Consider the following 13,520-nt stretch of genomic DNA (forward strand, 5'->3'; position numbering starts at 1 on the left):
CACATATTCAATTTTACAAATTAACAAAACCGTCTTCAACTACGGTTATTAAAGGTTGAAAGAAAGGAGATGTATGTTGTAAATGACCAGCTAGATGGGTCAATTACAATATACCAGGGGTATTATGCGAGAAACAATAGGTTTTATTGGTGCTGGAAACATGGGGAAAGCCATGATTGAAGGAATCTGTCAGAATCATGTATTTAATACAGTTTGGGTGTGTGATCATCACCAGGAAAATTTAGATGTACTACATGAAAAGTATGGAGTCGAAACGAGTTTAGATGAAAAAAAAGTAGCAAAAAATAGTGATGTATTGGTGTTGAGTGTGAAGCCGAAACATTATCCAAAGGTGATTGAAAAAATCAAGGACAGTGTCAAATCCGATGTGATTATTGTGGATATTGCGGCAGGTGTAACCATTTTAGATGTGAAGACATACTTTGGCAAAGATATAAAGGTGATTAAGGCAATGCCGAATACGCCCGCATTGGTATTATCTGCGATGAGTGCTATTTCGTTTGATGATTTGGTTACTGAAGAAGATAAAGTTTGTGTTCAGTCTATCTTTAATAGTTTTGGCAAATGTGAAGTGGTTGAAGAAACCATGATGGATGCTGTAACCAGTGTGAGTGGTTCAAGTCCTGCCTATGTATTTATGTTTATTGAAGCGATGGCAGATGCAGCTGTGGCACAAGGCTTACCTCGAACTCAGGCTTATACATTTGCGGCACAAGCCGTTTTGGGAAGTGCAAAGATGGTCTTAGAAACAGGTATGCATCCAGGTACCTTAAAAGATATGGTTTGTTCACCTGGTGGAACAACGATTGATGCGGTTTGCGAGCTGGAAAGAATGGGTTTTAGAGCGAGTGTTGAATCGGCTATGCGTGTTTGTGGTGAAAAATCAAAGAAAATGACGGAGGGAAAATAGGATATGAAAAATATTTGTATCGGATTGTTTGAAGGAGAGACTTTACCGGAAAGTTTAGCGGCTTTTAAAGATGTAAAATTGGATTTAGAATTTGGTAAGATTACAACAATTCATACATTAAATCAATTGGATTGCGAAAAAGTTGTTGTCGTTGGTTTGGGTGATGGTAAGAAGAATATCAAGGAAGCTTTCAGTAAAGTAGAGGCAGATGATTATTTGGTGTATGCCACTGAAAATACGGCGTATGCAGCTGGTTTTGGCTTAGTGTATGGTGCTTATAGCTATAAAGATACTAAGGTGTATGATTTAGAGAGTGATGATTTTAAAGATGAATTTGAAAAAGGTAAAACAGTAGCTCGTATTGTTAATCATGCGCGTGAAATGAGTGATATGCCCGCAAATTTTTTAACACCAGATCATTTGGTGGATGAAGCGAAGCTTGTGGCTGAAAAGTATGATATGGAAATTGAAGTATTAGCACAAGACGATTTAGAAGAAATTGGTGCCGGTGCTCTTTTAGCTGTCAATCAAGGTTCTGACAGACCATGTTTTATGGTGGTTATTCGTTATGATGGTGGTAAGCAAGACGAAGACTATACAGCTCTTGTTGGTAAGGGTCTTACATATGATGCGGGTGGCTACAATATCAAGTCAAATATGCATGGTATGAAGTATGATATGTGTGGGGCTGCCAATATGCTTTGTGCATTGGAGTTACTTGCTGAATTAAAGGTGGAAAAGAATGTAGTTTGTGTTTTACCAATTACTGAAAATAAAATCAATGGACATGGATTTGTCGATGGGGATGTGATCACAAGTTTAAGTGGTAAAACGATTGAAGTCACAAATACCGATGCAGAAGGAAGATTGATTTTGGCAGATGCCTTGACAATGGCACAAAAATTAGGGGCTTCACGCGTGATCGATATGGCGACTTTAACTGGGGCTTGTGTACGTGCTTTAGGTAGTACATATACTGGAATCTTTAGTAATGATGATAGTTTCTATTTGCCTTTCTTAGGGGCTTCAAAAGCTACAAAAGAACAGATTTGGCGTTTGCCTGTGGATGAATATTTCCATTCAGAATTGAAGTGTTCAAAGGTAGCGGATTTGATCAATTCAAAGACTTTGGGTGGAAATGCAAGTTTGGCTGCGGCTTTCTTAGAAGAATTTATTGAGGAAGGCACTAAGTGGATTCACTTGGACATTGCAGGAACGAGCGATAAGGATGAAGTGGCTACAGGTGTTATGATTGAGACAATTGTTCATTTTCTTGAAAATGAATGTAAATAAATGCAACAAGTTGAAATAATTTACAGAACATGGTATTATCATAGGTGTTTAGAAAAGAGGACAAATTTATGGAAGTACAATTTGTAGAAAGTAAAAACTTAAAAGAAAAACCAACTGGAGCTTTAGGCTTTGGTAAATATTACACAGACTATATGTTTGTGATGGATTGGGATGCTGGTCAAGAATGGCATGATGCCAGAGTCATACCTTATGGACCATTAGAATTTGATCCAGCAAGTATGGTATTGCACTATGCACAAGAAACATTTGAAGGTTTAAAGGCCTATCGTACTAAGGATGGTAAGGTTCAATTGTTTAGACCTGAAATGAATGCGAAGCGTTTTGCGAACTCCAATAAACGTTTGAGTATGCCTACTTTACCTGTAGATATGTTTGTGGAAGCTGTAAAAACAATTGTGAAGTATTCAGAAGACTGGATTCCAACAGGTGAGGGTGAATCTTTATATATTCGTCCATTCATGTTTGCGACAGAAGCTGCGATTGGTGTACATGCGGCAAGTCATTATAAATTTATGATTATCTGTTCTCCAGTGGGTGCTTACTATGCCGAAGGTGTAAATCCTGTTAAGATCTATGTAGAAGACGAATATGTTCGTGCTACAAAAGGTGGTACTGGATTTACAAAATGTGGTGGAAACTATGCAGGTAGTTTAGCTGCTCAAGTAAAAGCTGAAGAATTGGGTTATTCTCAAGTCTTATGGTTGGATGGAGTTCACCGTAAATACATTGAAGAAGTTGGTTCAATGAACGTTATGTTTGAAATTGATAATAAGATTGTGACAGCTCCATGCGAAGGTACAGTACTTCCTGGTGTTACTCGTGATTCTATTTTACATATCTTAAAAGACTGGGGATATGAAATCGAAGAAAGACATTTGTCTGTGGATGAATTGATGGAAGCAGGTCACAATGGTAAGCTACAAGAAGCTTGGGGAACAGGTACGGCTGCCGTAATTAGCCCAATTGGTGAATTGTACTACAAGGGTGATAAAGTTACTGTTTCTGATTTTAAAACGGGTGAATTAACACAAAAGTTATATGATACTTTGACAGGTATTCAATGGGGAACAATTGCGGATCCTTATGGATGGACTGTTGTAGTTGACTAATAAAAGGAAGGCGTACATTGTACATCTTCCTTTTTGTGTGTATAAATAAAGTAGAGATGGTCTTTCTCTACTTTATTTCATAGCTTTTAAGTGTGTATTCAGTATGCATCTTATAGATGATGCATTGAATGACATTATCCATTAATTTTTGTTCGTAATTGGCGTTTTCAAATAGGATTGTATTTCGATTGTTTTTAAAAACGTCATTTAATGAATCTTCAAATCGAGATATAAATAAGTCATAGGCTTGTTCGATGGTTGAATCTTTTATATTAGTATAAATATGAAGTAAAGATGTGATTTGTTGCATGGAATAACATCTTTTTAGGATGGTTAAAACTAAAAAGTAGGCTAAATGACTTTTTGTGTAGTGTTTTTTGACGGGTGGATGGACAATACCGGTTTTGACATAGTTGTTGATCATGGCTTTGGTGATGAACTTTTCATCATAGAAATAAGTATCTTTTAATTTCTCATTGATGTAGGTGATCACTTGGTCCATATATAGGTCAATTTCGGGTAGTTCGGTCCACTTTGGGAATGTATAATCTTTCATAATTTGATTGTAACATAAAATAAAATGTTGCACAATCTAGAAATTAATACTAGATGTATTGACTTCTCGTGATATCTATATTATTGTTTATCTAAAGAGAGGTAAAAAAAGAATGATTCATATTATTTCTGATTCATCGACAATGTATTCGATTGAATCGGCAAAGAAAAAAGGGTTGTCGATTGTTCCTTTGAATATTTCAGTGGATTCACAAACATATCGAGATTTTGAGGATATCACAAGTACACAATTATTAACGATGATTGAAGAGCACAAGATTCCTAAAACTTCACAGCCAAGTCTTGGAGAAAAGATTGATTTATATAATAAACTTTCTAAGGATGGTGATGAAGTGATTGATATTGCGATGGCTTCTGGTTTAAGTGGAACGTACCAGACGGCTATGATGGCAAAGGATTCTTGTGACAATCCAGACTTAGTACATGTCGTAGATTCGCAGACGTTGTGTGGGCCACATCGTTTGATGGTGGATACGGCTTTAGAAATGGCAAATAATGGTGCAAGTGCCAAGGACATCGTAAAGATGATCGTGCAAAGTCGTATGCAGGAAGAGTCGTATTTGGTTCCTGTTGATTTTCAATTCTTAGTTCGTGGTGGAAGAATCAAAGGGTTAGCTGCTACATTGGGTGGTGCATTAAAATTGATTCCAATTTTGAAAAAAGGCGTTGATAGCATGGGTTTAGATAAGTTTGGCGTGAGTCGTACGTATAAAAAGACTGTCAATATGGTGGTTGAAGATTTTAAAAATAATGATTTTGATTCCAATTATACATTTTATATTTCACATGCCTTTAATGAAGATTTGGCAATGATGTTTGAAAAGAAAATCAAAGAAACATTTGAAGGTGTAAAAGTTGTAATTTATCCTTTATCTCCTGCATTTATTGCGCAGGGTGGACCTGGATGCGTTGCCGTACAGGCAATTAAAATGGCTTAGGAAATTTTCCTAAGCCATATTTTTTTTCTATTTTCTTTTCTTAACTTTAGAATACTATTTGACCAAAGTAAGCCACAAAACTCATGACAATGATAAAACCAACACCATAAGGCAAGATCATGGATAATAATTTAGAATCTTGACCTTGTCCATCGACACTGCTTAATGCGATGGCGATAGATTGTGGTGACAACATTTTACCGGCTGCCACACCCAAAGAGTTTAATGAGACAATCCAATATGGATTAGCATTCAAGCTTTGGGCTGCGCTTTCTTGTACGGCACCAAATAATACGCCTGAACTTGTTCCAGAACCCGTCACAAATGTTCCTAGACATCCAATCCATGGGGCAAAGAATGGATAGAAACTTCCTGTAATCGCAATGGCAAACGATGCGATACTCGCAATCATACCTGCATATCCCATGATTTTAGCACATCCGAGTACACATAGCATGGTAATAATGGTTTGCGACATCTGTTTGATTGTGGCGATAAATACCACTTTGAAATCTCTAAATGTAGCTTTTTGAATCAAACCACCCAAAATAGCTGATAAGAAGATCCATACACCTGGTGTGTTGATCCAAGTGAATGTCATTGTGCTAGGATTGTCTCCTGTATAAATAATGGCGGTTGATGCGAATTGTGACAAGAATGTATGAATTGGAGCTACTAATTTTGAAGTTGATAATAAGAAGATAAAGATAAAAATAAATGGTGACCAGGCCGCTAATGCCTTTTTAACCGTAATTTTTTCGTTTGTTTCTAACTTCATTTCGTATTCAGGATTTGGTTTTACCTTAGAACCCAAAAGAATTGTGCATAATAATGAACAAACGCTTCCTACCACAACACATAATTCGGAACCTACAAATTTCGCAACGATCATCTGAGGAATCAAGAAGCTTAATCCAGAAACGAAAGTAAGTGCTGTGACGCCTTTTAATGCCTTAAAGCCTTTTCCTGTGACCATAACGATCAAGAATGGACACATTAACATAAATGGAGCTAATTGAAGGGTTTGTGTAAATGCAAGTTGAGCATTTTCAAGATCAACTAAATTAGCCAAAGTGACCGTTGGAATACCAATGGAACCAAATGGAGTTGGAACTCCGTTGGCAATTAGACAAACTAAACAAGAGAATAAAGGATCAAAGCCTAAAGCTACAAGCATACTTGCAGGAATGGCAATGGCAGTACCAAAGCCAGCCATACCTTCCATAAATCCACCAAAGCACCATGCGACAAGTAAGACAAGAATTCGTTTGTCGCTTGAAACGCTAGTAATCATTTGTTTAATGATTTCCATACCACGTGTGCGTAGTGACAGGTTATAAGTAAATACGGCTGCGATAATTACAACAATAATAGGCCATAGTGCCATTAAGAAGCCTTCACAAGCAGCCGTCATTGTATTTAGAAAACTTTGTTGCCAGATCGCAACGGATAATAGTACAGAAATAATTAAAGAACCAAAGGCAGCTTTATATGTGGGCCATCCAAGTACGGTTAGCGCAAATATTAGCCATAAAATGGGACAAAGCCCCAAAACAAAATATAGAAAACTCATATCATCTCTCCCTTATGCGTGTTGATTATATCAAAGTGAGATAGTTTGTCAAAACAAAAACGCTAAAAATAGGTGTGTAAGCGTATGCAAGTAACGATTGTGGGTTATATTTGTGGTCAACAAAAAAATCAAAACATTTTTGATTATTTTATGGCCTTTTTTGATCAAATGATGTATTATAGTGGTACAAAGTAGCATATTGTGTCATAGAGTGGGGGTGAAGACACATGTTCATGGGGGAATACGCGCATAACATAGATCGTAAGGGGCGATTGATTATGCCGGCTAAGTTTCGTGAGGAACTAGGTGAACATGTTGTCGTAAACCGAGGACTTGATGGATGCCTGTATGTATATACGGTAGAGCAGTGGCAGCAAGTGTATCAAAAGCTATCAACTTTGCCTTCGACAAATAAAGATGCGCGCATGTATCAGCGTATGATGTTGTCTAAAGCAGCAGAATGTGAAATGGATAGTCAGGGGCGAATTTTAATCCCATCCTCTTTAATCGCCCTGGCTGGTCTTGAAAAAGAATGTTTGATTATAGGTGTCGCCAACCATTTGGAAATTTGGTCTAAAAATCGTTGGGAAGCTTTGGAAGAAGAGCAAAGTGCATCTTTTGAAGAAGCAGCGGAACACTTATCAGAAATTATGGGGTAGTAATGAATGGAACATATTAGTGTATTATTGAATGAATCGATTGACATGCTACAAATAAAAGAAGATGGGATCTATGTAGATTGCACTCTAGGTCGAGGGGGGCATAGTAGTGAAATCTTGAAACGTTTAACTAGCGGACATTTATATGCGTTTGATTGTGATCAAAATGCGATTGATGAAAGTGCACCTCGTTTGCAGGCAATAGGGGATAATTTCACTTTGATTCATTCTCCATTTGAGAATTTAAAGAGTGAACTTACCAAGCGTGGTGTTACTTTAGTAGATGGAATATTTATGGATCTTGGTGTATCGAGTCCACAATTTGATGATGGCCAAAGGGGGTTTAGCTATCGTTCGAATGCGCGATTAGATATGCGTATGGATCAGTCACAAGAATTAGATGCCTATGCAGTAGTAAATACGTATGACAAAGAGGATTTGATTCGTATTTTAAAACGTTATGGTGAAGAGCCATTTGCGGTAAAGATTGCCAATAAAATCTGTAGTGTTCGAGAAAAAGCACCAATTGAAACTACATTTGAATTGGTGGATGTGATTAAATCAGCCCTTCCAGCTGCGGTATTAAGAAAGAAGGGACATCCGGCAAAGCAGACGTTTCAGGCAATTCGTATTGAAGTAAATCATGAATTAGAGCAGTTAGAAACCGTATTACAGGATGGCTTAACGCTATTGAAGCCACATGGAATTATGGCGGTAATTACATTTCATTCTCTAGAGGATCGAATTGTGAAAGAGATTTTTAAAGAGGTGGCCGTTGCCAAAAAGGTAAATAAGCGGTTGCCACAAGTGGGGACAGAAAATTTAGAATATCAGCTGGTGAATCGAAAACCGGTTTTAGCAAGTAGTGAAGAATTAGAGAACAATAATCGTGCACACAGTGCCAAACTAAGAGGGATAGAGAAGAAAGGATGATTCATATGCAAAGAAGTTTTAGATTAACAAGAGTACTTGTCTTAACTTTATTTGTGTTGTCTGCGGTCTTCTACTTCGTATCAAAAACATATGTCAACTCAATGAATATTTCGCTTTCTGTAGAAGAGTCGCAATTGAGTGATGAAATTGCACAGAAAGAACAAACTGTTGAAGAGCTCCAGAATGAAGTCAATACATTACAGGAAAAGGGCAGACTGTTAGGAATGCTTGACAATCAGGTCTCTGATCATGAAAATAATATATATGTAATGAATGACTAGATGGAGTGGTGATGTATAATGTCAGTTCGCAAAAGTAATAGAGAACTGTTAAAAATGATTAGTCGAATGACATTAATTGGAACATTAGTAGTAGCTAATGTTCTTTTCACTATGGTGAGCCATAAGCATATATGGTCCCAAAAAAGTGCGTTGGATCCAAGAATTGCGTCAAGTATTGTGGAAAAAGCAGTTACAGCTAAACGTGGAACAATCTATGATCGAAATCATACGGTGATTGCCCAACAAACACAGGCATATACAATCGTTGCCTATTTGGATAAGGGTGTTGTGGATGTCAATGGAAATCCTAATTATGTTAAGGATATTTCATCTACAGCCAAAAAACTAAAGAGTGTTTTAGGAGATGAGGTCAATGAGAAGGCGTTAGTCAAAATCATGAAGTCGGCTAAAATGGCTGGTAAGTCGCAGACGGAACTTGGTTCGGGAACGAAGCGTATTAAAAAGTCGTTGATGAAAGAAATCAAAAAATTAAAGATTCCTGGTATTGGTTTTATCGATGCGGTATCTCGTTATTATCCGGCTACGCCATATTCTTCAAATTTAATTGGGTTTGCGGCGTATGATGAAGATAAACAATCGATTGAGGGTAAGCTTGGTTTAGAGCTTTCTTTAAATGCGTTATTAAAGGGTAAAAACGGAAAAGAACAATATCAACAGACAGTGGATGGATCGAAGCTTCCGGGTACGACAAAAGTGATTGAACAAGCGAAGAATGGTAAGGATGTCGTTTTGACTTTAGATTCGGAATTGCAGTCAACTGTAGAAACGCAATTGCGCTCGACCATGGAAAATCAGAATGCCAGATCGGCATGGTGCATTGTGATGGAAGTGGATACGGGTAAAGTCTTGGCTTGGGCAAGTTATCCTACGTTTGATCAAAATGAACATAAGGAAATTCCAAGCTATCAAGATGCGATTAGTACTAGTACGTATGAGCCTGGATCTGTTATGAAACCATTTACGTATGCGACAGCCATCGATACCAATGTGTATCCATATAATAAAACGTATGTGTCATATCAATTCTGGTATGATTATGATGTAAATACTGGTAAAATCACGCGTTTGCCTATTGGAACCCATTCACCATATCCATATATTGCGGATGCCTTGGATGAAAACTTTGGTACGATTTCGTTTGATCAAGGTTTAGCGTATTCGAGTAACGTAGCCATTTGTGAGTTATTGGCAAACTATATTAATTATTCGCAATACAGTAAGTATTTGGATGCGTTTGGATTCTTTCAAAAAGTGGATACGCCCTATGTGGATCAGTCTTTGGGTGTTAAAAATATTGGTCTTCCTACAGATTACTTGTCGACTGGATTTGGTCAGGCAAGTTCAATTACGGTGTTGCAGTTGTGCCAAGCCTATACAGCTATTTTTAATGATGGTACGATGGTACGTCCGTATGTGATCGATTCGATTGTGGATAGTGATACGGGTAAAGTGGAGAAGAAGTATAAGAAAAAAGCTGTGGGTACACCGATTTCTAGTACAACGGCTAAAGAAGTGCAGGAATTGATGTCGCATGTTACGGATGATGGGGCGAGTGGCGCGCGCTTTAAAGTGGATGGTGTGGATCTTTTGATGAAAACAGGTACGGGTCAAATCTATAATACGGATTTGGGTAAGTATGATTCGGATTATCATACTTCAAGTATTATGGCGGCAGCGCCAGCCAATGATCCAAAGATTATGGTGTATTATGGCTTGGTTTCGCCAAACATTACATCGTATTCGGCAGAACCTTTTAAAAAGATTGTGCGGGATACGTTGCAGACATGTGGTATTTCAACAACACCAACAAATGATACACAAGAGTCGTATGAGGCTTGGGAAAGTTATGAAATGCCTAGTTTAGTGAATCATACAATTGATTATGCGCATGAGAAGATGAAAGATAAAAAGGTACATTTAGAAGTGATTGGGGATGGTTCAAGTGTGATTGAACAATATCCTGATGCATCGGTAACTATCAATTCGAATGATCGTGTCTTTGTGTTGACAAATGGAAATAAGATTACAATGCCAAATATGTCGGGTTGGACAAGGAAGGACTTAACGGTTTTCTGGCAGCTTACGGGCATTAGTATTAAGACGAGTGGCTATGGTAAGGTAACAAGTCAAAATGTAGAAGAGGGGACAACGATTTCTACGGACACAAAAATTGAGGTAAATTTAGAGTAAAAGAGCGAAAGCTCTTTTTCGTATTATGAAACCAGGAAGAAAAGTATTCTGGTTAATATAGAATTGTATAATGTAGATGAACAGATCAAGAATCATTTCTATTGAAAGAGAATCAACTGTTTGTTTAGTTATTCATGGTATTCAAGTCAGGATATAATATTCCTGGCTTTTTCTTTTTGCAGGCATGTAATGAGAACAAAGTCTTAGAGAAGAAATGACGTAGCTCTTTTTAGACCTTTGAGTCAGTGAAAAAAAACGTCATTCTTCCTATTTCTGTTTATGAATAAGCTTATATCTAAACAAAGTATAAATTTCTAATTATCTTTTTATATTTTCTTAAATGCTCGTAAAGCCTTATTCTATGTGCTTTCGAGTATTTTTACTGTAGGAAGATACTTCACGTTTCTTTGCATATTTCCTCATGTCTTAGCTGTCAGAAGTGGTAAATAAGTAGTAAATTCATTTGTACTACTAAGCAACAAGACGCTCCTGTTGCTTCTCTTTATTCAAGCGTTTCATTTCTGCCATTGCAGAATCGAATGTTGCATGTGCGTAATAGTTCAGCGTCATGGCTATATTAGCATGTCCCATAATGTACTGTAATGCCTTTGGATTCATTCCTGCATTTGCATAGTTGGTACAGAATGTATGTCGCAAACTATGTGGAGTGATGTGTGGCAATTTATCCTCGTTATACTTATTGTATTTCTTAACAAGACCTTTCATCATGCCGTTGTAATCACTTGCCACTTTTGGATAGTTCTTTCTATTAAGAAAGAGGAAATCACTATATCCATCAATCTCAACACGCTTATCATTCTTTCGATTCGCTAACACTCGCTTAAATGCTTGATAGGCTTCTTCAACCATAGGAACTTGACGTTCGCCACTTTTGGTCTTTGGTGTTTCAATGTAGTACCCAATTTCAGTATCTCTCAATAGCTGATGGTCTATATTGACAAGACGATTCTCAAAATCTAAATCTGGAAGTGTCAAACCACCAAACTCTGAAATACGAAGACCTGTTTTTAAGAGTATCAGAATTTCATCATAATTTTTGCTGTAGGTTTTATCAGCTTTTGCAAAGGCTAACAGTTTTTCTTCCTGTTCTTCTGTTAGTACGGTCTTAGGGACAGTATCATCATCAAGAACTGCTTTCAGTTGAAAGTCAAATGGATTCTTCCGAACACAATCATCTTGTATAGCAATATAGAATGAAGCCTTTAAAGAACGTTTGTAGTTATTGATGGTTTGATAAGCATAACCATTTTCACTCATTCTAATAGCCCATTCTTTAGCGTCTGATGGCTTAATACTGTCAATACTTCTTACACCTAACTTGTCTTTCTTCAAAATATCCATAAGATATTTGCGTCCAGTTTCAGTGTTTTTTCTAACCTTTGGTCTTTGAGCGTTCTGTTTTGCGTAAAGCTGGCAGAGTGTCATTTTCTTTCCTACAACATCAATACCATCATGAATGTCTTTCTGTAACTCTGCGATTTTCTCTCTAAGTGAGATACAATCACGCTTTCCTGCTGGTACTCGGTCTGTAGCCACAAGTTTCCACGAGTAAACAAATTGCGGTTCTCCAAATGAATCTATATATTTGTATAAGTATCTTCCGTCTTTTCGTTGGCTCTCTCCAGTCTTTAAGATTCGACCTTTATTGTCACGTCTTTTTTCTGACATGGCATTTGCTCCTTTCCTTTATGGAAAGAGCCTTGATACGACTTAATACTATTTTATCATATACAAGACCCTTTGGCGACGCTAGATTGCGTCCAATGTATCTATAATTTTTTCAAATTGTTTTCGTTTAATCTGAATACGATTGCCATTCATAATCAGCCAATTTGCATTTTTATTTTCCTCTGCCAAGCGTCGTAGCTTGTTTTCGCCAATACGAAAATATTTTGACGCTTCTTCAATGGTTAGGGTATAACGTTCCCAAATAGGAATGTCAGTCTGCTTCATAAAATCCTCCTTTCCAAATCACTTATTTGGATTTCATAAAAGTTGTTTTACCAGCAATCGAACAGCTTTAGCAAAGCTCACGGGAGTTCCACCCCTGCATGGTTCTCATGTAGCCATACTCATTGCCTGCGACGGTTTTATCACGCTCGGACTATTGACTGTATGGGAGTATCATTATCACGATAAGAATGTCGTTGCAGGCAATCCTGCTAAAGATTGCTTCTCGGATCACTAACATGAATCGCTCGCTATCTTTATAAGATAGGTCATGGCGGTTAGTTCCGTTGGCTCTTTTCTTATCGAAACGTATTCGATTACTTTTATTCAGTTTTCAAAGAACAATGGCTCGTTAGCCTATCAAAACACATTGAAAGCTCAATATGCTTTGGTGGAATAACAAACCTCCCTGTTCGGGAAGCGTGGAATGGTTTAGCACGCTTCCACGAAAGGAGAGAGGATATTACTTAATTTCAAATGACAAAATCTTTGTAATCAGTCTGGTTTCCATTCTTCCACGTAAGACTTCATCAACGACCATACTTTGATTGCCATATTCATCTTTCATAAGTCGTAGGGAACACTTCGTTATGTACCCTCTGTAATGATGTAGAATCTGGTTAATCGCTTCGGTATCGCCATCTGTTGCCTTTACAATGAGAGGAAAGGGAATCATAGGATATTGTGTTTTCATTCTTCAAATTCCTCCATAAACTTTTTAATTAAGGCTAGTCCACTGGTTCTATGCCGATAGACAGTAGAACGGTTCAATTTCAACAGGTCTGCAATTTCTGAATCGCTCATGTCCATAAAGTAAAACAGCAGTAGAATTTCACGTTTCTTGTCTGGCAACTCACGTAATGCTTCACTCAACAAATTGATGTTAGCATATAAATAGGACTAGTCAAAAAGAGAAAATTTACACCAGTGGTACAATAGAAAGAGGATGATTCAAAGACAAAGGAAGGTAAAAGAAAATGGCAAATAAAAAGAAACAGTTTGATCAAGAATTTAAACAAAATGC

Annotated in this window: 14 protein-coding genes; 8 read left to right on the forward strand and 6 right to left on the reverse strand. The window is 37.3% G+C overall.

The window, feature by feature from the left end; translation table 11 throughout:
• The first annotated feature begins 124 nt into the window (after positions 1 to 124).
• The 3 genes from proC to H8911_RS10695 all read left to right on the forward strand — a co-directional run bounded on the left by proC (position 125) and on the right by H8911_RS10695 (position 3,354).
• Positions 125 to 931, forward strand: coding sequence for a pyrroline-5-carboxylate reductase (proC, locus tag H8911_RS10685; protein WP_186999647.1), 807 nt, complete (start codon positions 125 to 127; stop codon positions 929 to 931).
• Positions 932 to 934: 3 nt separating this feature from the next.
• Positions 935 to 2,224: a M17 family metallopeptidase gene (locus tag H8911_RS10690; RefSeq protein WP_186999648.1), complete on the forward strand. Its 1,290-nt coding sequence runs from the start codon at positions 935 to 937 to the stop codon at positions 2,222 to 2,224.
• A gap of 68 nt (positions 2,225 to 2,292) precedes the next feature.
• Positions 2,293 to 3,354 (forward strand): branched-chain amino acid aminotransferase, encoded by a 1,062-nt coding sequence (locus H8911_RS10695; protein ID WP_117926455.1) that lies wholly within the window; start codon positions 2,293 to 2,295, stop codon positions 3,352 to 3,354.
• A gap of 67 nt (positions 3,355 to 3,421) precedes the next feature.
• Here the strand turns inward: H8911_RS10695 and H8911_RS10700 are convergent, their stop codons facing one another.
• Positions 3,422 to 3,910, reverse strand: coding sequence for a DUF1836 domain-containing protein (locus H8911_RS10700; RefSeq protein WP_186999649.1), 489 nt, complete (start codon positions 3,908 to 3,910; stop codon positions 3,422 to 3,424).
• 112 nt (positions 3,911 to 4,022) lie between these two features.
• Here H8911_RS10700 and H8911_RS10705 point away from each other — a divergent pair, with 112 nt between their 5' ends.
• Positions 4,023 to 4,868: a DegV family protein gene (locus H8911_RS10705; protein WP_186999650.1), complete on the forward strand. Its 846-nt coding sequence runs from the start codon at positions 4,023 to 4,025 to the stop codon at positions 4,866 to 4,868.
• Between the two features lie 46 nt (positions 4,869 to 4,914).
• On the opposite strand, the gene H8911_RS10710 is transcribed toward H8911_RS10705, so the two are convergent.
• Complete coding sequence (locus H8911_RS10710) at positions 4,915 to 6,441, reverse strand: L-lactate permease (RefSeq protein WP_186999651.1); 1,527 nt, start codon at positions 6,439 to 6,441, stop codon at positions 4,915 to 4,917.
• 233 nt (positions 6,442 to 6,674) lie between these two features.
• Between H8911_RS10710 and mraZ the strand changes: the two genes are divergently transcribed.
• From mraZ to H8911_RS10730, 4 genes are read left to right on the forward strand one after another with little or no spacing between them, the layout of a single operon-like run.
• Complete coding sequence (mraZ, locus tag H8911_RS10715; RefSeq protein ID WP_500784409.1) at positions 6,675 to 7,100, forward strand: division/cell wall cluster transcriptional repressor MraZ; 426 nt, start codon at positions 6,675 to 6,677, stop codon at positions 7,098 to 7,100.
• Between the two features lie 6 nt (positions 7,101 to 7,106).
• Complete coding sequence (gene rsmH, locus H8911_RS10720; protein WP_186999652.1) at positions 7,107 to 8,033, forward strand: 16S rRNA (cytosine(1402)-N(4))-methyltransferase RsmH; 927 nt, start codon at positions 7,107 to 7,109, stop codon at positions 8,031 to 8,033.
• A gap of 5 nt (positions 8,034 to 8,038) precedes the next feature.
• Positions 8,039 to 8,314: a hypothetical protein gene (locus H8911_RS10725; protein ID WP_147346795.1), complete on the forward strand. Its 276-nt coding sequence runs from the start codon at positions 8,039 to 8,041 to the stop codon at positions 8,312 to 8,314.
• Positions 8,315 to 8,332: 18 nt separating this feature from the next.
• Positions 8,333 to 10,525, forward strand: a complete 2,193-nt coding sequence (locus H8911_RS10730; RefSeq protein WP_186999653.1) for a penicillin-binding protein — start codon at positions 8,333 to 8,335, stop codon at positions 10,523 to 10,525.
• Positions 10,526 to 10,996: 471 nt separating this feature from the next.
• Here the strand turns inward: H8911_RS10730 and H8911_RS10735 are convergent, their stop codons facing one another.
• The 4 genes from H8911_RS10735 to H8911_RS10750 form a co-directional block, all read right to left on the reverse strand.
• A complete protein-coding gene (locus tag H8911_RS10735; protein WP_001291561.1) occupies positions 10,997 to 12,214 on the reverse strand; it encodes a tyrosine-type recombinase/integrase in 1,218 nt (405 codons plus the stop codon).
• 81 nt (positions 12,215 to 12,295) lie between these two features.
• Positions 12,296 to 12,499 (reverse strand): excisionase, encoded by a 204-nt coding sequence (locus H8911_RS10740; RefSeq protein ID WP_000814511.1) that lies wholly within the window; start codon positions 12,497 to 12,499, stop codon positions 12,296 to 12,298.
• A gap of 460 nt (positions 12,500 to 12,959) precedes the next feature.
• Positions 12,960 to 13,172: a helix-turn-helix domain-containing protein gene (locus tag H8911_RS10745; RefSeq protein ID WP_439649332.1), complete on the reverse strand. Its 213-nt coding sequence runs from the start codon at positions 13,170 to 13,172 to the stop codon at positions 12,960 to 12,962.
• 14 nt (positions 13,173 to 13,186) lie between these two features.
• Positions 13,187 to 13,372: an RNA polymerase sigma factor gene (locus tag H8911_RS10750; protein ID WP_020901210.1), complete on the reverse strand. Its 186-nt coding sequence runs from the start codon at positions 13,370 to 13,372 to the stop codon at positions 13,187 to 13,189.
• Positions 13,373 to 13,520: the final 148 nt, after the last annotated feature.

The sequence above is a fragment of the Holdemanella hominis genome, assembly GCF_014306155.1.
Lineage (GTDB): Bacteria > Bacillota_I > Bacilli_A > Erysipelotrichales > Erysipelotrichaceae > Holdemanella > Holdemanella hominis.